Origin of the sequence: Pyramidobacter sp. C12-8, from assembly GCF_002007215.1 — a bacterium.
Lineage (GTDB): Bacteria > Synergistota > Synergistia > Synergistales > Dethiosulfovibrionaceae > Pyramidobacter.
Map to the genome: position 1 here is coordinate 113,837 of NZ_MUHX01000003.1, position 20,105 is coordinate 133,941.

General features: G+C 63.7%; 16 protein-coding genes and 1 riboswitch. Of the genes, 8 read left to right on the forward strand and 8 right to left on the reverse strand.

The genetic code is table 11. The annotated features are described in order from the left end of the window. The first annotated feature begins 92 nt into the window (after positions 1-92). The 5 genes from B0D78_RS01860 (at position 93) to B0D78_RS01880 (ending at position 5,188) form a co-directional block, all read left to right on the forward strand. Complete coding sequence (locus tag B0D78_RS01860) at positions 93-749, forward strand: metal-dependent hydrolase (RefSeq protein ID WP_078015291.1); 657 nt, start codon at positions 93-95, stop codon at positions 747-749. A 96-nt stretch (positions 750-845) separates the two neighbouring features. Continuing rightward, a riboswitch (SAM riboswitch) is annotated at positions 846-938 on the forward strand. A gap of 94 nt (positions 939-1,032) precedes the next feature. Beyond that, positions 1,033-2,052, forward strand: coding sequence for a methionine ABC transporter ATP-binding protein (locus B0D78_RS01865; RefSeq protein ID WP_078015314.1), 1,020 nt, complete (start codon positions 1,033-1,035; stop codon positions 2,050-2,052). Then, entirely contained in the window at positions 2,045-2,698 is a 654-nt protein-coding gene (locus tag B0D78_RS01870) for a methionine ABC transporter permease (RefSeq protein ID WP_078015292.1), read from the forward strand. Before B0D78_RS01865 ends, B0D78_RS01870 begins: the two co-directional genes overlap by 8 nt. Positions 2,699-2,724: 26 nt before the next feature. Next, the gene (locus tag B0D78_RS01875) at positions 2,725-3,519 is read left to right on the forward strand and encodes a MetQ/NlpA family ABC transporter substrate-binding protein (RefSeq protein WP_078015293.1); all 795 of its coding nucleotides are present in this window, start codon (positions 2,725-2,727) and stop codon (positions 3,517-3,519) included. Between the two features lie 748 nt (positions 3,520-4,267). Continuing rightward, positions 4,268-5,188 (forward strand): alpha/beta hydrolase, encoded by a 921-nt coding sequence (locus B0D78_RS01880; protein ID WP_078015294.1) that lies wholly within the window; start codon positions 4,268-4,270, stop codon positions 5,186-5,188. 74 nt (positions 5,189-5,262) lie between these two features. Here the strand turns inward: B0D78_RS01880 and B0D78_RS01885 are convergent, their stop codons facing one another. The 5 genes from B0D78_RS01885 to B0D78_RS12525 all read right to left on the reverse strand — a co-directional run bounded on the left by B0D78_RS01885 (position 5,263) and on the right by B0D78_RS12525 (position 10,535). Continuing rightward, a complete protein-coding gene (locus B0D78_RS01885) occupies positions 5,263-6,003 on the reverse strand; it encodes an IclR family transcriptional regulator (protein WP_078015295.1) in 741 nt (246 codons plus the stop codon). A 276-nt stretch (positions 6,004-6,279) separates the two neighbouring features. After that, positions 6,280-7,227 carry an ABC transporter ATP-binding protein gene (locus B0D78_RS01890; RefSeq protein WP_078015296.1) on the reverse strand — a complete coding sequence of 316 codons (948 nt, stop codon included), beginning with the start codon at positions 7,225-7,227 and terminating at the stop codon, positions 6,280-6,282. Next, a complete protein-coding gene (locus B0D78_RS01895) occupies positions 7,228-8,850 on the reverse strand; it encodes an ABC transporter permease (protein ID WP_078015297.1) in 1,623 nt (540 codons plus the stop codon). It lies immediately after the preceding gene. Continuing rightward, a complete protein-coding gene (locus B0D78_RS01900; RefSeq protein WP_078015298.1) occupies positions 8,837-9,829 on the reverse strand; it encodes an ABC transporter substrate-binding protein in 993 nt (330 codons plus the stop codon). Before B0D78_RS01900 ends, B0D78_RS01895 begins: the two co-directional genes overlap by 14 nt. Before the next feature lie 55 nt (positions 9,830-9,884). Further along, positions 9,885-10,535 carry a PHP-associated domain-containing protein gene (locus tag B0D78_RS12525; RefSeq protein ID WP_168169958.1) on the reverse strand — a complete coding sequence of 217 codons (651 nt, stop codon included), beginning with the start codon at positions 10,533-10,535 and terminating at the stop codon, positions 9,885-9,887. Positions 10,536-10,760: 225 nt separating this feature from the next. Here B0D78_RS12525 and B0D78_RS12530 point away from each other — a divergent pair, with 225 nt between their 5' ends. The 3 genes from B0D78_RS12530 to B0D78_RS01915 all read left to right on the forward strand — a co-directional run bounded on the left by B0D78_RS12530 (position 10,761) and on the right by B0D78_RS01915 (position 17,086). Continuing rightward, positions 10,761-12,038 carry a CapA family protein gene (locus B0D78_RS12530; protein ID WP_168169959.1) on the forward strand — a complete coding sequence of 426 codons (1,278 nt, stop codon included), beginning with the start codon at positions 10,761-10,763 and terminating at the stop codon, positions 12,036-12,038. A gap of 131 nt (positions 12,039-12,169) precedes the next feature. Next, positions 12,170-13,597, forward strand: coding sequence for a dipeptidase PepV (pepV, locus tag B0D78_RS01910; RefSeq protein WP_078015300.1), 1,428 nt, complete (start codon positions 12,170-12,172; stop codon positions 13,595-13,597). A gap of 504 nt (positions 13,598-14,101) precedes the next feature. Then, entirely contained in the window at positions 14,102-17,086 is a 2,985-nt protein-coding gene (locus tag B0D78_RS01915) for a YadA-like family protein (RefSeq protein ID WP_240496092.1), read from the forward strand. Positions 17,087-17,516: 430 nt separating this feature from the next. Here B0D78_RS01915 and B0D78_RS01920 read toward each other — a convergent pair whose 3' ends face one another. The 3 genes from B0D78_RS01920 to pxpB are packed head-to-tail and all read right to left on the reverse strand — an operon-like array spanning position 17,517 to position 20,100. Next, positions 17,517-18,284 carry a LamB/YcsF family protein gene (locus B0D78_RS01920; RefSeq protein ID WP_078015302.1) on the reverse strand — a complete coding sequence of 256 codons (768 nt, stop codon included), beginning with the start codon at positions 18,282-18,284 and terminating at the stop codon, positions 17,517-17,519. A gap of 26 nt (positions 18,285-18,310) precedes the next feature. Next, the gene (locus B0D78_RS01925; RefSeq protein ID WP_078015303.1) at positions 18,311-19,372 is read right to left on the reverse strand and encodes a 5-oxoprolinase subunit C family protein; all 1,062 of its coding nucleotides are present in this window, start codon (positions 19,370-19,372) and stop codon (positions 18,311-18,313) included. After that, positions 19,369-20,100 carry a 5-oxoprolinase subunit PxpB gene (gene pxpB / locus B0D78_RS01930; RefSeq protein WP_078015304.1) on the reverse strand — a complete coding sequence of 244 codons (732 nt, stop codon included), beginning with the start codon at positions 20,098-20,100 and terminating at the stop codon, positions 19,369-19,371. The genes B0D78_RS01925 and pxpB overlap by 4 nt, the downstream gene beginning before the upstream one ends. Positions 20,101-20,105: the final 5 nt, after the last annotated feature.

Sequence of the window (20,105 nt, forward strand, 5' to 3'; positions counted from 1 at the left end):
TGAACGTACGCAGCTGGAGCCGCAAGGAGAAGAGCCGTAGAAATGCTCGTTCAGGATGCGACGCCTGATCCAAATGGAAGGGAGCGATTTTCATGAGACTGACGTTTTTGGGACATGCCTGTTTTGATCTGTGCGACGGAAAATACCACGTGCTCACCGATCCCTATCTGAGTGGCAACGACCTTGCCGCCGCGAGAGCCGGCGAAGTTCCCGCCGACTTCATCCTCGTCAGCCACTGTCACGGCGACCATCTCGGCGACACGCTGGACATCGCCCGGCGCACGGGGGCGACGGTGGTCGGCGTGGCCGAGCTGCGCGGCATGCTGACGGAGGCGGGGCTGAAAAACTGTCTCGGCAACATCGGCGGCTGGGGGCCGATGCCGTTCGGGCGCGTCAAGCTGCTTCAGGCGATCCACGGCAGCGGCCTGCCGGGAGCGCTGGCCTGCGGCTTTCTGATCGAGATGGGCGGCAAAAAAGTTTATTTCGCCGGCGACACGGCTTTTTACGGCGACATGGCGCTGCTGGCCGAGGAAAAACTGGACGCGGCGCTGCTGCCGATCGGCGATTTCTACACGATGGGGCCGGACGACGCGGCCCGCGCGGCCCGCGCCATCGGCGCGAAGATCACCGTGCCCATGCATTACGACACGTTCCCGGCCATCAGGCAGGATCCGCAGGCGTTCAAGGCGCTCTGCGAGCCGGCCAGCAGGGTCGCGGTGCTGCGGCCCGGCGAATCTCTCGAGCTGTAAACTCTTCCGCGAAAACGTTCTGTCGGCCGGATCCGCGGCGCTCTCTTGCGCTTCGCGGAAGATTGTGTTATCATACCCGTCAATCAAACAGCGCAACTTTTATCAAGAGTCAGGGGAGAGAGTCAGCTCGATGATCCTGCACCAACCTGCCCGCACGGGGAAAGGTGGTCCTGCTGACAGCGATGAGGGGAAGCCTCAAAGAGGGATTTGAGCCGCCTTGCCATCGCAGGGCGGCTTTTTCGTTCTTCCCGGCACGACGCGCGCTTTTCAGGAAGGTGAAATCATGATCCAGCTCCGCGGCATCAAAAAAATCTATCGCGCGCCCGACGGCCGTTCCGTCGAGGCGCTGTCGGGCATCGACCTGGACATCGCCGACGGCGAGATCTTCGGCATCATCGGCCTCTCGGGCGCGGGCAAATCGACGCTGCTGCGCACGATCAACCGCCTCGAAGAACCCAGCGGCGGACAGGTCGCCATCGACGGGCAGGAGATCACGGCGCTCGACGCGGGCGGACTGCGGCTGGCGCGGCGCAAGATCGGCATGATCTTTCAGCACTTCAACCTGCTGGCCTCGCGAACGGTGGCGGGCAACGTCGCCTTTCCGCTGGAACTGGAAGGCTGGAAGCCGAAAGACATCAAAGACCGCGTCGCCGAAATGCTCGACGTCGTCGAGCTTTCCGACAAGGCCGGCAGTTACCCGTCGCAGCTTTCCGGCGGGCAGAAGCAGCGCGTCGCCATCGCCCGCGCGCTGGCGAACCGGCCGCACGTGCTGCTCTCCGACGAGGCCACCAGCGCTCTCGATCCCCGCACCACCAAATCGATCCTCGGCCTGCTGGCCGGCATCAACCGTCTCATGGGGCTGACGATCGTCGTCGTCACCCACGAGATGAACGTCATCCGCGAGATCTGCTCGCGCGTGGCCATCATCGAGTCGGGGCGCATCGTCGAGCAGGGAACGGTGAAAGAAATATTCCTGAACCCGCGCTCGAAAACGGCGCGCGAGTTCCTCGCCAAACTGCCGCGCACCGGCTACGACGAAGGCGCGGGACTGCCCCGCGAGAGCGGCAAGCCGGTGGCGGTGCTGACCTTCGACGGCTCGGCGGCGGAAGCGCCCCTGATCTCGCAGACGATCAAGGCCACGGGGGCCGACGTCAACATTCTCGCCGGCGCTATCGACAGCCTCTACGTGTCGCGCGTCGGCACCCTCACGGTGCAGTTCGGCGGCGCGCCGCAGGTGATCGCCGCGGCGATGGACATGATCCGCGCCCATAACGTGCAGGTGGAGGTGGTCTGGAATGGCTAAAATCTTCGACCTATTGGCCGGACCGACGCTGCAGACGCTCTACATGGTCGGCCTGTCGAGTCTGTTCGCGATCCTGCTGGGGCTGCCGCTGGGCATCGCCCTCACGCTGACCGAAAAGGGCGGCCTGTGCGAAAGCCGCTTTGCCGGCAAAGCGCTCGACGTCTTCGTCAACGTCTTTCGCTCCTTCCCGTTCATCATCCTCATGATCATCCTCTTCCCGCTCTCGCGGCTGATCGTGGGCACCACCATCGGCACCACGGCCGCCATCGTGCCGCTGTCGATCTCGGCCGCGCCGTTCGTGGGGCGCGTCGTGCAGAGCGCCCTCAAGGAAGTGGACCGCGGCGTGATCGAAGCCGCGCAGGCCATGGGCGCCGACGTCAGGACCATCGTCCTGAAAGTGATGATTCCCGAAGCGCTGCCCTCGCTGGCCGCGGGCGCGACGCTGACGGTCATCGCCATCGTCGGCAGCTCCGCCATGGCCGGGGCCATCGGCGGCGGCGGGCTGGGCGACGTGGCCATCCGCTACGGCTTCCACCGCTTCCGCAGCGACGTGCTGATCGCCGCCGTCGTCGTTATTATCGCCATTGTTCAAGGGATCCAATGGCTCGGTAATAAAATCGTCCGGAATCTGAGCCGGAATCGATAATTTATTTTTCGGGAGGTTTTGCTGCAATGAAAAAAATCTGTGTTCTCGCTCTTACCGTTTCTCTGTGCTTCGCCGGCGCGTCCTTCGCCGGCACGCTGCGCGTCGGCGCCACGCCCACGCCTCACGCCGAGATCCTCGCCCAGGTCAGGGACGACCTCAAAGCCCAGGGCGTCGACCTGCAGATCGTGGAGTTCACCGACTACGTCACGCCCAACCTGGCGCTCAGCGACGGCGAACTCGACGCCAACTACTTCCAGCACCTGCCCTACCTGCAGAGCTTCTGCAAAGACCGCGGCCTCGATCTGGCCTCCGCCGCCACCATCCACGTAGAACCCATGGGGCTGTTCTCGAAGAAGTTCGCCACGCTCGAAGGGCTCAAAGACGGCGCGCTCATCGCCGTCCCCAACGATCCCACCAACTGCGGGCGCGCCCTGCTGCTGCTCCAGTCCGCCGGACTGATCAGGCTGGCGGCGGACAGCGGTCTCACCGCCACCGAGCTGGACGTCGAAGAGAACAAACACGGCTTCAAGTTCCGTTCGCTCGAGGCGGCCCAGCTGCCGCGCTCGCTCGACGACGTGGACGCGGCCGTGATCAACGGCAACTACGCACTGCCCGCCGGTTTCAACCCCGCCAAGGACGCCCTGCTCGTCGAAGGCGCCGATTCGCCCTACGCCAACGTCATCGCCGTCAAGGCCGGCAACGAGAACAACGCCGACGTGCAGGCGCTGATCAAAGCCCTGCAGAGCGACAAAGTTTCCAAGTACATCCTCGGCGCCTACGCCGGCGGCGTACTGCCCGCGTTCGGCGGCCCCGCCAAGTAGAAAAAAGGCAAACTGTTTTTTCGGCCATGCTGTTCCGCATCTTGCAGATCGGCATGGCTGCTTGTTTTCCGCCGCCTCAGCGCAAAAATGTTCCACGTGGAACATTTTTGAAAAAGCGCCCGCGACAGTCTGCCGTACTGCGCTGATGATGGAATACGAGGCGCGGCGTTTTCAATGACGCCTTTTCATTGAAAATCGGTATCACAGAATCGAGCGGCAGTATTAAAGAGAGACGCGCCGAGTGCGGCGCGTCTCCTTTTATGGGGGGGACAAAACGCGTCCGGCATGGGAAGTTATGGAGATCTTCTCCATCCACAACTTTTATTTTAAGAGTTTAAAATAAAATCTTGCCTCTGACCCTTCATCACGTCACTTGAATCAAATAAGACAAAGCACATCATGTTTCTCTCGGAGAAGAAGGGAATGGGGATCTGATTCGTCAGAAATAAAAGTCTCAAATTCAGTTTTCATCGCGTCACGCCGCAACTATAATTTATTCTGTATGCACGGAGCGTTTTCCCGTCTCATGGAATGAGGCATTTTGGCTCAAAACTATCATTTCTTAATTTTATTATTTTTTATAGCAATTTTTCCTTGCGCGCCGCTTGGTAATCTGATCGCTCCATGATAGAATTAAATTAGTTAATCACAAAGAAATACTTTCAAGGCTGTCTTCTTCATTTTCAAAAGATCGGTTTTTCTCTTTTGGAAGGATTCTCCGATCACGGGCAAAGGAGGTCGGGCGGAAATGAACGCTGAAACGAAAATCACAGATGTCATCGCAAACGAAAATTTCAAGGGATATGGCCATCTCCTTTTTCCCGGGCGTCTGAGCGAATCCGACAAAAAACGCACGCTGGCGCAGATCGCGCCGCTGTTCCCCTATCATAGGCATTTGAGCGTCGACGTCACGTTGAACGTCCTCAACTCCATGCTCGCGCGGGAAAAGAACGGCGAGAAGATCTTCTACGACCTTTATTCCGACGAAGAGAAAGGCAGGGATCCGGCCAAGGCGGAGACGGGGCTGTTCTCTTTCCGCGGCGTCAAAAAAGCGCCGTTTGCCGTTATCTGCGCGGGAGGCAGCTTCCAATATGTCGCGTCGCTCCACGAGAGCCTGCCGCACGCGCTGGAGCTGAGCCGCATGGGATTCAACGCCTTTACGCTCCACTATCGGACCGAAAGTCTCGAAGCCGCCTGCGAAGATCTGGCGGCGGCGATCACGCAGATCTTCGCCCATGCGGAAGAGCTCAACGTCGGCACGGAGTGTTATTCGCTCTGGGGCAGCTCGGTCGGCGCCCATATCGCCGCCTATCTGGCCTCGTACGGGCCGCACGGTTTCGGCGGCGCGCAGCTGCCGCGCCCCGGCACGCTGGTGCTGCAGTACACCGGGCACACCAATCACACCCGCCGGGAACCGCCCACCTACGTCTGCGTGGGCGAAAACGATCCCGTCTGCGACTGGCGGGTGATGAAAAAGCGTCTCGACGCGCTGGCGGCCTGCGGCATCGACACGGAATTCCACAAGTACCCGCATCTCGGACACGGCTTCGGCCTCGGCATCGGCACGGAAGCCGAGGGCTGGATCGCCAGCGCCGCCGCGTTCTGGAAGCGCCATCTGCCCCGGCGGATGCTGCGCGTGCTCAGCCGCTTCGAAGCCGCGGCCGTCTGATCGGCGACAAAAAAATCCGGCGCTCCTGTCGTGCGGGAGCGCCGGATTTTTTTGTCGCCGGAAATTTCTTCGGTTCACGAATCGAGGATACTTTTTCGCAGTCGGGCGGCGGCTTTCTGAAGGACGCCGCGAAACGCCTCGAACTGCGGCACCACGGAATTTTTCGCGCCGCCGATGGCCAACACCGCCATGACCGTCCCATCGGGGTTCAGGATCGGCGCCGCCGCTTCGGCGGTTTCCGGCACCAACTCTTCGACGCTGACGGCATAACGCTTCTCTCTGATCTTCTCGATCTCCGCCAGCAGCTCTTTGGAGCCGGTGATCGTCGCGGACGTGTAGCTTTTCGGCTCGGAATAGACGATGTACTTCTGCAGCGGCTCGGGCGCGAAAGCCAACAGCGCCTTGCCCGCCGCGCCGGCGTGCAGGTCGAACAGCTTCGCGCGACGGCCCGCGAGCGCGGGCGCGTCTTCGGGCAAAGACGCGGCGACGCTGAGACCGCTGAACCCGTCGAGCGTGCACAGAGACACGCTTTGCCCGGTCTGATTGCACAACGCCTTCAGCAGATCCTGGGACTGGTTGACCAACGCCAGACGAAGCGCCCAGCCGTTCGACTGGCCGAGCAGCTTGTAACCGATCCGATAGCCCTGCGTCCTCTTGTCCTGCGCGACCCAGCCGTTCTCTTCCATTCCTGACAGAAAACGCTGGACCGTGCTCTTGGGAATACCCGTCCGCATCCCCAGCTCGCGGACGCCGAGCTCGCCGCCGTCGGCGAGCAGCGTCTCGATGAGCGCCATGATGTTGCGCGTAGAATTCATGGAACCTGCTCCTCTCTCGCTCTGAAAATTGCTGTGAACATTCTATGATTTCTATGATCAAAATATAGCATTTCGCAGACATAACTGTCAAGCGCGCCGCAGGAGCTTTTCAGCGTCGGGCAGCCGACGTGCGGCAAAGATTTTTACATTATAGAACTTTTGGGAGCGATTTCCATAAGATATATCAATTTCTGTCCCTTTTTCAACATTATGCGCATCTTACGAAAATATAAAAATGAAAAATCCGTTTAAAAGGAGCGACGGTTGAAGCGGTTTTTATTCGTCGTGATTCCGTGGCGGCAGGATCGCGAAGCGCACTTCGCCGCCGATCTCGCGCGCCGGTTCGGCGGCGCTGGGCATGGAGGCGCGCAGCGTCTGCCCCTGCCAGTCGATGATCCAGTCCGTCGAGGCGCCGAGGAACGCGCGCGAGACCAGCGTTCCGACCAGCGGACCGTCTTCCGCGATGGCGATCTGGTCGGGGCGGAGCAGCTCGCGCTTCCCTTCCAGGATCACGGGGAACGCGTCGCCGATAAAATCGGCGGCGAAATCGCTGCGCGGCGAAAAATAGACTTCTTCGGGCGTGCCCACCTGCATGAGCCGCCCTCCCTGCATCAGCGCCACGCGGTCGGAGATCGACAGCGCTTCCTCCTGGTCGTGCGTGACGTACAGCGCCGTGATGCCGAACGCCTTTTGCAGCGAACGGATCTCGGCGCGCATGCGCACGCGCAGCCGCGCGTCGAGACTCGAGAGCGGTTCGTCGAGCAGCAGCACCCGCGGGCTGAGGATCAGCGCCCGGGCGAGAGCCACGCGCTGCTGCTGGCCGCCCGACAGTTCCTGCACGCGCGCCCTTTGATAGCCGTCCAGACCGACGCGCTCCAACATTTCCGCCGCGCGCCGCAGCCGCTCCGCGCGGGGCGTTCCGCGCACGCGCAGGCCGTAGGCGACGTTTTCCTCCACGCTCAGGTGCGGAAACAGCGCGTGACTCTGAAACACGGTCGCCGTAGGACGTTTCTCCGGCGGCAGCGCCGAAACGTCGCGCCCGTCGAGCATGACGCGCCCCGAATCGGGAAACAGGAATCCGCCGGCGATCTGCAGCGTCGTCGTCTTGCCGCAGCCCGAAGGTCCCAGCAGCGTCAGCAGTTCGCTTTTTTCCAGCGCCAGCGTCAAACCGTCGAGAGCTTTCGCTTCGCCGTAACTGAACGACACGTTCTCGAATGAAAGCATTCAACCTCTCCTTTCGCTGATTTTCCAGGCCAGCGCGTTGACCGCCAAAATCGCCGCGATCAGCAGCGAGGCCATCGCCGAGGCGTCGCCGTACTTGCCGCTGTTGATCGACTCGAACAGCTCCACCGCCGCCACGCGCGCGTAGGGGCTGACCAGGAAGATGATCGGCCCCGTACTGGTCATGGCGGCGCTGAAAGCGTTGATGAACGACACCAGCATAAACGGACGCAGCAGCGGCAGTAGCATGTCGCGCAGCACGCGCCCCTGGCCGCCGCCGAGGTCGCGCACGGCCAGTTCCAGCTCGGGATTGATTTGAGCCAATCCCGCCTGCGCCGACCACGTCGACGGCGAAAGCTGGCGGAACAGGCAGTTCATGGCGATCAAAAAGCCGGCGGGAACCTCCCACGGTAGCGACGACGACACCAGCAGATAACCCACGCCGAAAAACGTTCCCGGCACGAGGTAGGGCAGTTCGATCAGCACGCGCGCGCCGCGCCGCAGCGCCTCGGGGGCGCGGTCCAGCAGCCGCGCCAGCGCCGCTCCCAGCACCGCGCCGCCCAGCCCCGCCGCAACGGAACAGGCCAGGCTGCGCGCGAAACCGTTGCCGCTGAAGTTCCACAGGCTGCGCAGATGCGCCGTCGTCAGCGTGAAGTCGGCTCCCCACGTCTTTGTGACGCTGCCGGCGAAGATCAGGCCGTAGACCGCCGTTTCCAGAGCGACGAACCCCCACGCCGCCGCTTCCGGCAGCCAGCCGGACGGGCCGCGCAGGCGCAGCGAGCGCGTTCCCGCCAGCCGCAGCGAAAAGTTCCGCCCGCGCGCCTCGCGCCGCACCGCCAACAGCAGCAGCGACGGCAGCACCAGCAGCGCGTTCATGGCGCAGGCCAGCGGGAAATCGCCGACGCCGATCAGCGTGTTGTACGCCTTCGACGCCAGCACCTGAAACCTCCCGCCCACGAACAGCGGCGTGCCGAAATCGGAGAGCGAGCGCACGAAGACCATCAGCGCCGCGGCGGCCAGCCCGGGACGCGCCAGCGGCAGGCTGACGCCCAGCAGCGTGCGCAGCGGCGAAGCGCCCAGATCGAGCGAGCCCCGCTCCAAAGCGCCGTCCACCTGATGGAACGACGCCGCCGCCAGCAGCGTGGCGACGCCCAGCTGCGACAGCGCTTCCATCATCACCACGCCGTGAAAGCCGTAGGGATTCCATTCCAGCCCCAGCAGCCGCCAGGTGATCAGCCCGCGGCGTCCGAAGAGCATCAGATACGACATCGAACCGACGAACGGCGGCGAGATCGTCGACAGCACCAGCACCGCCGTCAGCAGTTTGCGTCCCGCCGCCGCGCCGTACAGCAGCTTCACGGCCAGCAGCGACGCCAGCGGCAGCGTGACCGCCGTCACGGCGGCGGCCACGCCGAAGCTGTTCAGCACCAGCGGCCAGTTTTTTCCCAAAAGCCCGCGCCACGCCGAAAGCGACCACTGCCCGTCCGCCAGCAAACTTTCGCGCAGCACCGCCGCCACGGGCCACAGCGCAAAAAGGAGGACGCCGCCCCCCGCCAGGAGCCAGAGTGCCAGCTCCGCGCCGGAGAGCGCGCGTCCTCTTCTTTGCGCCGGATTATTTGGAGCCAAAGCGCTCCTGCCAGGCGGCGAGCACGCGCTTGCGCTGCGCCCCGCCCTCGACCACGTCGGCCTTGACCAGGTTGGAATCGCGCATCGCCTGCACCGCGGGAGCCAGCTTCACGCCGGGACGGATCGGAGCCTGCGTGGTGTACTTGGCCAGCGTCTCCTGCCCCTTCGCCGACAGCACCCAGTCGATCAGCGCCTTGCCGGCCTCGGGATTGCGCGCGCCCTTGAACAGCGCCACGGGCGCGATGTACCACGGCACGCCGTCGGCCGGGAACGCCGTCTCGATCGTGTAGCCCTCGCCCTTCAGCTTTTCGCCGGTGTCGAACGGAGCCACGGCGATCGCCGCTTCGCCCGTACTGACCTTGTTGGCCGGCTCGGCGCCGCGTTTGGAGTAGTAGGGCACGTTGGCGTCGATGCCCTCGAGCAGCTTCCAGCCCTCTTCCTCTCCCTTCGCGGAGAGGATCGCCCAGACCATGGCGTAAAACGTGCCGCTCACGGCCGGCGTGGCCATCAGCACTTCGCCCTTGTAGACGGGGTCCGTCAGATCCTGCCAGCTGCGCGGCATGGGCAGGTTCTTCTTGGCCATGATCTCGCTGTTGACGACGAAGTCGACCGCGCCCAAAGAAATGCCGCTCCAATAGCCATCGGCGTTATAGAACATCGGGTCGTACGCGGCGCGTTCGGGCGACGCGTACGGTTTGAGGAACCCCTCGCCGGCCGCCGCCACGTAGCTGTCCAGACCGCCGCCGAACCACACGTCGGCCTGCGCCTTGCCCTTGGCCGCGCGCAGGCGGGTCAGGACCTCTCCCGACGACATGGCCAGATACTCCACTTCGATGCCCGTGTCCTTCGTGAACTCCTGAAGGATGCCGTCAACGCCCGTGTAGGCGATGAAGATGCTGAGTTTCTTCTCCTCGGCGCCGACGGCCGGGACCGCCAGCATCATCACAGCCGCCGCCAACGCTCCAAACTTTTTCGACATGCAGAGACCTCCTTAAACTGATACGCGCCGCTTGCCGCGGCGCGGAAAAACCGTTTTATCCCGCCAGGTGCGCGCGGCAGAACGCCTCCGCGTCGGTGAACTTCGCGCCGTCCCAGGCCAGCGGACGGCAGCGCCCGGCCCGCACGGCGCGGATCAGGTCGCGCTCGTCGCGCAGCTCGTCGGCGAATTCCGTCACGAACAGCCCGACCCGCTCGCGCCAATGCGCGTCGGCCGCTCCCAGCAAAGCGCGGCCGGAGGCGCGCGCCAGTTCCAGCGCGCGCAGGTTGGCGGCCGGGTCGGTGCTGCCGTTGAAACATTCCACGCCGTGCAGCCCCGGCAGCGTGCCGATCAGATCTTCGAGACCGCGGTTGTTGTCGCGGAACGGATGAGCCGCCGTCGCGCAGCCGCCGCAGGCCGCCACGCGCGCCATCAGTTCTTCCGGCGTGAGCGAAGCGGGCGGCGGCGCTTCGTCGAGGCCGAAACAGACCACGTCGCCTTTCGTCGTCAGCACCTCGACGCCGAGAAAAAGCGGAAAATCGAAATTCCTCCGCCATTCGGCGGCGACCTCTCGCGCGCCCAGCGTGTCGTGATCGGTGACGCAAAGCCCGTCGATGCCCATCTCCCGGGCGCGGGCGACCGCTTCGGCGATGGGCAGAAAGCTGTCCGGCGAGTACTCCGCCGTGTGCATGTGCGTATCCAGAATCATCGGGAATACACCTTTCGTTTGTCGATAACTGAAAATCATAATATAGTTAACCTTCTTGAAAGACGATTATCCCCCAAAGAAGGGCAAAGGTCAAGACGCGCCGAAACGGACAAGGGGCGGCAAAACGGCCGCGGGACGCGGGCGATTTCCCCCTTTCGCCGCCGCGGCAAAGATGCGACAATGGAGCGGATTTCAATCGGATTTTTTCGGGAGAGGACTTTTTTCATGAGAAGACCGCTGCTCGCGGCGCTGCTGGCCGCGTTTCTCTGCGGGACGGCGCGCGCGGGAGCGCCGCTTCCCGACGATTCGGCGTCGCTGTTCAGCGCCGACGCCGACGCCCTGCGTCCCCGGCGCGCCGCGCTGCTTTTCGTCGGCGACCTGATGGCCCACGCCCCGCAGCTGACGACGGCGCGGCGCAAAAAAGGCTACGACTTCGCGCCGTCGTTCGCGCGCGTCAAACCGCTGCTTTCCGCCGCCGACCTGGCCGTCGGCAACCTCGAGACCACGCTCGGCGGCGCCAAGCGCGGCTACACGGGCTACCCGTGCTTCAACACGCCCGACGAGTACGCCGACGCCCTCAAAGACGCCGGTTTCGACGCTCTGACCACGGCCAACAACCACTGCCTGGACCGCCGCGCCGCCGGGCTGTTCCGCACGCTGAAAGAGCTGCGCGGCCGCGGCTTCACGACCTTCGGCACGTACGCCGCCTCCGCCGACCGCGAGACCGTCGCCGTCGAGAACGTGAACGGCATCACAGTCGCCTTCCTGTCGTGGACCTACGGCACCAACGGCATCCCCGTGCCGGCCTCGCAGGACTGGGCGGTGGCGCGCGGCGCTTCGTGGGAAGAAGTCAGCGGCGACGTCGCCCGCGCCAAAGCGCTCAGGCCCGACTTCATCGTCGCCATGCCGCACATCGGCGTCGAATACGCGCTGACGCCGCCGCGCTTCGTCGTCGCCTTCGCCGAAAAGCTGCTGGAAGCCGGCGTCGGCGCGGTGATCGCCTCGCACCCGCACGTCGTGCAGCCGCTGGAACTGCGCGCCGCTTCGGGCGACCGCGCGCCGGCGCTGATCGCCTGGTCGATGGGCAACTTCATTTCCAACCAGCGCGCCAGGCCGCGCGACATGGGCGTGATCGCGCGCCTGACGCTGGAAAAAGAAAACGGCGTCACGCGTCTCGTCAGCGCCGACGCCATCCCCACCTGGGTGCAGACGCGCACGAAAAAAGGCGCCCGCGTCTCGCGCGTGCTGCCGCTGCTGGACGCACTCGCAAACGCCGAAACGCTGCAGATCTCCGCGGGCGACCTCAAGCGCCTGCGCGGCGCGCACGCCGATTTCACCGGGCGCGTGCTGGGGCGCGCCGTCCCGCTGGCAGAAGCCCAGCTGGCCTACGAACTGGAACCGTCCTCGCAGGATCGTTTTTCGACGGCCGCATTCGACGAAATCGCCCGCCGCGCCGCTGCAAAAAAACGCGGCGCGCGGAAGAAAAACGCGGTAAAACCGTGATTTTCGTTCATATTTTTTTCATATCCGCCTTTAAAACGACGAATTTCCGGCATTTCACGCAAGCGGAAACAAAAACGCCAGAGTACAATCGGTTCAGAAGAAAAAACTTTATTCGAGGAGGAATACCCGACATGAACATGGACAAGATCCGCGCCATCATCGACAAAGACCGGGACAGCCTGATCGGCACGATCCGCGAGCTCGTCGCCGTACCCAGCGTAGGCGGCGAAGCGCCGCAGCCCGGCGCCCCCTTCGGCCCCGGGCCGAAAGCCGCCCTCGACAAGTTCGTCGAGATCGGCGCGCGCCATGGCTTCCGCACTTGGGCTTTCGAAGATCAGGTCGGCATCGCCGAACTCGGCGACGAATCCCTGCCCGAAATGATCGCCGTGCTCGCCCACGTCGACGTCGTTCCCGCCGGCGACGGCTGGAGCTGCGACCCCTGGCGGGGCATGATCAAGGACGGCCTGCTCTACGGCCGCGGCGTCGCCGACGACAAAGGCCCCGCCATCAGCGCCATGTTCGCCATGAAAGCCCTGCGCGAGGCCGGCGTGCGGCTGAAACGCCGCGTGCGCCTGATCGTCGGCACCAACGAGGAACTGGGCAGCCGCGCCATCGACCGCTACGTCACATCCGGCCAGGAACTGCCCGTGGCCGGCTTCACCCCCGACGCCGAGTACCCGCTCATCAACGGCGAAAAGGGCAGCATCACGCCCAAATGCCGCGCCCCCTTCGCGCCCGACGGCGGCGACGTGCAGGTGCTCTCGATCGACGCCGGCGTCGCCTCCAACGCCGTGCCCTCCAAGGCCGTGGCCGTGCTCAAAGTCGCGCCCGCGGCCGAAGCGCGCCTCAGCCGCGTCGTCGAAGAGTTCGCCGCCCCCCGCGACGCCAAGCTGACCTGCGAAAAGAGCGCGTCCGGCGAATACACGCTGACCATGGACGGCCTGGCCTTTCACGGCTCGCGCCCGCAGTACGGCTCCAACGCCGCCGCCAACCTCGTCAAAGTGCTGCGTCTGCTCGGCGTCGGCGGCGAACAGGGCGCCTTCCTCGAAAAGATCGACGCGCTCGTGGGCACGCAGACCCGCGGCGAAAACCTCGGCGTCATGCTCTACGACGACGTATCCGGCTTCACCTCCCTCTGCTGGGGCCTGCTCAGGAGCGAAGGCGACAAGATCATGTTCACGCTCAACTACCGCTTCCCCGTCACCTTCGGGCGCGACCCCGTCTGCGCCAAGTTCGTCGAAGCTCTGCGCGGCCACGGCTTCGAAGTCGAGGCCGGCAGCGGCAGCCATCCCCTCTACATGCCCGAAGACAGCGACCTCGTCAAAAAGCTGATGAAAGTCTACCGGGACGAGACCGGCGACTGCGAGTCGAAGCCCATGTCCATCGGCGGCGGCACCTACGCCAAGGAAATGCCCAACATGCTCGCTTTCGGCAACCAGTTCCCCGGCGAGAACACTCACATCCACGAAGTCGACGAGCGGTGGAGCATCGAACACATCATGAAGAACACCAAAATCATGGCCGCCGCCATCGCCGCGCTGGCCGGCGTCGAAGAATAGCAAGAACCTCACACAAGAGGCGGAAGTTTTTTTCTTTCGCCTCTTGCGTTTTTATCGGAACAAGAGAACGCACGTCCGACGATCACTGACTCGTCGGACGTTTTTTTATATGCAGTGCATAGTTAGTTTGTTAATTTGAGTTTTTTGAAAAACGGCAAAACCTTCGAAAAAAGATACATCCGAAACCGCTCGAGTCTTTACAGCGCAAGCACTTAGACCAAGCAGGCCAACAATATGCAAATTATTATATAATTTGATTTATACCATTGATGTTTAAGCATATATATGTTATTCATATCTTCATGCTAGGTAGGAGCGGTTTTGTGCGTGTCTTTGGCGCGCAACCACGGCTCCGATTTTTGTCTGAGGAGGATTTCTTCAATGGGATACCGGGCAACAGGGCATGGAAGACGCGGAACTGTATGTGAAACGTTTGAAAAACGGAAACTCCGCCGGGAAAAACACGCCGCGCCCTTTTTCAAAGGAGGCGCGCTGGTGGCCGTGATGCTGGGGCTGGCGCTTATGCAGCCCGCGACGACGTTCGCAGACACGATCCATTATTACAGCGTGAAGAGCGACAAGACCGGAGCGGGGAGCAACCACGACAACGACGGCGCCACGGGAGACGACTCTTTAGCCGTCGGCGTCAAGAGCAAAGCAGCCGGCAGAGCCAGCAGCGCCGTAGGCTATGGGAACGAAGTTTCCGGTAAATACGGCGTCGCTTTGGGGCGAGAGAACAAAGTCTTTGATCATGGCGAAAGCAGCAACGCTATCGGTTCTCGAAACGAGATCCACGGCAAGCTCAGCAACGCCATCGGCCGAGGGAACGCAATCACTGAAGATATCGAAAGCGGCACCGCCATTGGAATCTCGAATACGGTCTCCGGCACGTATGCCAACGCCGTAGGCTATCGAAACAAGGTTTTGGGCAAGTCGAGCAGCGCCGTAGGCTATTATAACAAGGCCACCGAAAATTCGAGCAATGCGTTCGGCTCCGGCAATAAAGCATCCAAAATCATGAGCAGTGCTTTCGGCTCCAGCAACAATGCACTCGGTGACATGAGCAACGCCTTCGGAGCCTTTAACGCGGCGGTGGGCAGGCACAGCAGCGCTTTCGGCTCCAACAACAAGGTAGGGGGCGAGAGCAGCCATGCCTTCGGCGAAGGGAACATCGTTGGGAGCACCTCGAAGAACGTGCTGATCCTGGGGAATAACGTCAAAATCGGCGCTACGAGATACAGTTCCTCGCAAAACACGTTCGACGGGGAGAGCGACGTTTCCGGCGCGGTGGCGCTCGGAAACGAAGCGGGCGTCGCCGTGCAGGGCGGCGTGGCGCTGGGAGAAAAGTCCGTCGCTGACCGCGGCAAGGGAACCGTCGGCTATGACGCCTCCGGCGCGGATCACAGCAACGACACGGACGGCGTATGGAAAGCCACGGCTTCCGCCGTCTCCGTCGGCGCACCCGTTCGGGGAGCCGCCTCCGTCACCCGTCAGATCACGGGCGTCGCGGCCGGCAGCGCTCCAACCGACGCCGTCAACGTCGCGCAGCTCCAGGCTCTGAAAGGGACCGTGGACGCCAACGCGCCCCACTATTACAGCGTCAAGAGCGGCAAGACCGGAGCGGGAAGCAACTACGACAACGACGGCGCCATGGGAACCGATTCTCTGGCCATCGGCATCAACAGCAAAACTGCCGGCAGCGAAAACGTCGCCGTCGGATTCGCAAACGAAACCGACAGAAATCAGAGCAGCGCCGCGGGGACCTACAACAAGGCGACCCAAATGGCAAGCAATGCTTTCGGAGGCTTCAACACCGCTTCCGGCGTGCAGAGCAACGCCTTCGGCACTTACAACAAAGCCACCAGGCTGAAAAGCAATGCTTTCGGAGGCTTCAACACCGCTTCCGGCGTACAAAGCAACGCCTTTGGAGCCGACAACCTGGCTTCCGGCACGAACAGCAACGCTTTCGGCATCGAGAACAAAGTGGGCGGCAAGTACAGTCTCGCGTTCGGACACGGCAACGTCATCGGTTCGACGTCGGAAAATACGATCGCCTTGGGCAAGGGAATCAAAATCGGCGCGACTGGATACGACAGGCTGAATAAAAAGTTTATAGACGAAACCGACGTTTCCGGCGCGGTGGCGCTCGGCAACGAAGCGGGCGTCGCCGTGCAGGGCGGCGTGGCGCTGGGAGAAAAGTCCGTCGCTGACCGCGGCAAGGGAACCGTCGGCTATGACGCCTCCGGCGCGGATCACAGCAACGACACGGACGGCGTATGGAAAGCCACGGCTTCCGCCGTCTCCGTCGGCGCACCCGTTCGGGGAGCCGCCTCCGTCACCCGCCAGATTACGGGCGTCGCGGCCGGCAGCGCCGACACCGACGCCGTCAACGTCGCGCAGCTCAGGCAGATCGCAGCCGCGAGCGGAGCCGCCACTTACAGATTTCCCCTCAGCGATTCCGCAACTCCCTCCGCGCACACGGTCACGCTCGGGCAGAACACGACGCCACCGGACATCAAGTTCGTCGGCACGGGCGGCATCACCGCTGCGGTCGCCGGCGGGGTCGTCACGATCGGGATCGATCCGGCCTCGCTCGGACAGCCCGGCACGTGGAATCTGCAAACCGACGGCGGCGCGTCCGTCCCCGTCGGCACGGGAAACACCGTCAAGTTCAAGAACGGCGACAACATCGAGATCACCCGCACCGATAGGGAAGTGACCGTCGCCGTCGCCAAGAATCCGACCTTCAAAGGCAAAGTGACGGCGAAAGAAGGCTTCGACGCCGCAGGCCACAAGGTCGAACGCGTCGGGGCGGGAGAAGTCAGCCAGGCCAGCGCCGACGCCGTCAACGGCTCGCAGCTTTGGGGCCTGACCGACAGGATCGCCGGATACCTCGGCGGCGGAGCGAAAGCCGGTGCTGACGGAACTCTTCTCCAGCCGACTTACAAAATCCGCGGCAGCGGCTATCACAGCGTCGGCGACGCGCTGAGCGCCGTGGACAGCGAACTCGGCAAACTCTACGGCAACTTCGGCAGCGTCTACGAACAGATGGGCGAGCTGAGAAGCGACGTCAAGAACGTCGGCGCGCTGAGCTCCGCGCTCTCCGCTTTGAAACCGATACAGTACGATCCCGTCAAACCCAGCCAGATCATGGCCGGATTCGGCAATTACCGCGACAAGTGGGCGCTGGCGCTGGGCGTGGCGCATTACGTCAGGGAAGACTTCATGGTCCACGCCGGCGTGTCCGTCTCCGACCACGGCGAATCGATGGCCAACGCCGGCCTGACCTGGAGGATCGGAAGCAGGGAAGACGCGGAAGCGATCCCGGCGCGCTACCGCAAAGGCCCGATCGGCAGCGTCTACGTGATGCAGAAGGAGAACGCCGAATTGCAGGCCCGGGTGGCCTCGCAGGCGCACGAGATCGCGGAGATGAAAGAACGCATGGCGGAACTGGAGCGCCTGCTGCGCGCTTCGGTCAAGTTCCGGTAAAAGCGGGAACAGAATCCGCCGCAAAGACGCGGAGCGAGGGCAAAAAACGCAGCTTATACTATTTCTCAATTAAAACGACGAACACAGAGGCGCTGCGGGGGAGATTCACAAAGCGAGCTGCGCAGCAGTCGAGCTCCTTCTGAGCGACTGAACTCCCACGCAGCGTTCTGCAAAATATACGAGTGCTTTTTATCAAGAAATAGTAATACACCGACGCTTCAGAGCGAAGAAGGAACGAGATCTACAGCACAAGAGGCGCGGCAGCCAGTTTATCGGCTGCCGCGCCTCTTGTCGTGGCCCCATTCCCAGGAAATATTTTTCATACGGTTTTTCGTCGAAGAGGACAAAGGGCTTGTGCCCTTTTTAGAGCGTCGAAGGCGCGTCGGAATTCTCGCGCGCCCTGCGGGAGCGCTTGTTTTCTACGCCGGCGCTAGACGATCTGCGCCAGCGGGGCGATCTCGATGCCGGCCTCGACGAGGCGCGCTCTCAGGGTCTGGGCCATCTGCACGGCCGTGGGCGAGTCGCCGTGCAGGCAGATGGAGTGGGGACGCAGCTTCACGATCGTGCCGTCGATCGCTTCGACGACGCCTTCTTTGACCATGCGGATCACGCGCGCGGCGGCGATTTCCGCGTCGCGCACGAAGGCGCCTTCCCTGCTGCGGGGCACGAGCGTGCCGTCGGGCATGTAGCCGCGGTCGGCGAAGGCTTCGGCGGCGTAGGGCAGGCCGATCTTCGCGGCCGCTTCGTCGAACTTCGAGCCGGCCAGCCCCATCAGGATCAGTCCGCCGGCGTCTTTCACGGCCTGCGCGAGGGCTTCGGCTTCCTCGATCTTCTTGGCGGCGCTGTTGTACATGGCGCCGTGGGGCTTGACGTGCTGGAGTTTCGTGCCCGCCGCCTCGCAGAAGGCGCGCAGCGCGCCGATCTGATAGAGCGTATAGGCGTAAAGCTCGTCGGGCGTGCAGGCCATGCTGCGCCGTCCGAAGCCGACCAGATCGGGATAGGCGGGATGGGCCCCCACGGCTACGCCCGCCGCTTTCGCCGCCGCTACGGTGGCGCGCATCACGCAGGCGTCGCCGGCGTGGAAGCCGCAGGCCACGTTCGCCGACGAGACGAAGGTGAGCACGTCGCCGTCGCGTCCCATCTTCCAGGCGCCGAAACTTTCCCCCAGATCGCTGTTCAGATCCACTCGATAGTTCATCGTTCATTCCTCCCCCAGATTTCGGATCAATCCAGACGTTCCCACGTCACGGCGTAATCTTTGCCTTCGACGTTCAGTTTCATCGCCCCCGACCGCGCCGGCTGCATTGACGGCGCGGTCTGCGGCTGCGCGGCGGCGTGCTGCACGAACAGCCGCAGCCGCTCGACTTTCGCCGCTTCGGCGCGCGACAGCTCGACGCCTTCGTCCTGGCTGAGCGGCGCGAAGCGCACCGTTTCGCCGGGCATTTTCTGCGCCAGGCGCGCCACGTCGAGCGCGTGCACGACGGCGATCTTCACGTAGCCGCCGGTGGTCTGGCGGTCGGCCATCATCACGATCGGCAGGCCGGAACCGGGCGCCTGCACGGCTCCCATGGGGATGCCGTCGGAGACGATATCGGGGCCCTTCGCGTGCTCGATGGCGCGGTCGCTTTCCAGACGGCAGCCCATGCGGTCGGCCGAGGTGGAAACGGCGTATTCGGTCTCGAAAAACGTTTTCAGCCCTGCGGGCGTGACGTAGGAGTCCTGCGGCCCCGGCACGGCGCGCAGCGGCGCATCCCCGTAGTCCGGCAGCAGCTCGGCCGGGCAGGCCGTGCCGACGATGTTGCGCCACAGCGACCACGGCGCGCCGGCGGACAGTTCGTCGCCGTCTTTCAGCTTGCGGCCCTCGAGGCCGCCGATCTTCGCTTTCATGTAGGTGCTGCGGCTGCCCATCACCGGCGGCACGTCGATGCCGCCGCCGACGCAGACGTAGGCGCGGCAGCCGCGTCCGTGCGGGGCGCCGAAGCCGAGCCGGTCGCCGTCTTTCACGGCGACGGCCGTCCACATCGGCAGGGGCGCGCCGTTCAGCTGCGGGCTCAGATCGCCGCCGGCGACGGCGACGCAGCCTTCGCCGGCGAAGCGGATCAGCGGCCCCATCACCGTCACTTCCAGCGCCGCCGCGCCGGGGGGATTGCCGAGCAGCAGATTGCCGCGCGTCAGCGCCGGCGCGTCCATCGCGCCGCTGACGGGCATGCCCAGCGCCTGATGGCCCCAGCGTCCCAGATCCTGCACGGTGGTCAGGGCGCCGGCGCGTTCGACGATCAGCTTCATGCGCTCGCCTCCCTTTCAGCGTATTCGATGCGGTACTCGCCGCTCTTGATCTGCTCCTGGATCTCCGCGTAGCGCGCGGCCGTCACCGGATAGAACTTCACCCACAGCCCCGACGTGATCGCCACGGCCGGATCGCGCCGCGGATCGTAAAGGTCGTAGGGGACGCGGCCGATGATGCGCCAGCCGCCGGGGCTGGCGATCGAATACGCGCCGGCCTGCGCGCCGCCGATGGCGACGCTGTTGGCGGGGATCAGCTCGCGCGGCGTTTTCAGGCGCGGCGTCGTCAGCGCCGGATCCATGCCGCCCAGATAGGGGAATCCCGGCGTGAAGCCGTTCATGTAACAGTAGAGCGGCGAATCGCAGTAGCGCTTCACCACTTCCTTTTCCGTCAGGCCGGTGTGCGCGGCGACCTCGCCCAGGTCGGGGCCGGACTCGCCGCCGAAAAGGACGGGCACGCGCACCTCGCGGCCGCCCGCCCGCTCCGCGGCGAAGGGCTTGGCCAGCTCGCTTTCGAGCCGCTCGCGCAGCGCCGGCAGATCGACCGTCAGCGGGTCGAAGTAGATCGACAGCGAGCGGTACGTCGGCACCAGCTCCCTCATGCCGCGAAATGGGTTTTCGTCAAGCGCTCGTGCCAGCGACTGCACGCGGCCGTTCACGGCCAGGTCGATCACCTCGCCGAAATCGACGAACAGACACGTCTCGCCGGCCGGCAGGATCTTCGCTTCCATGGGAT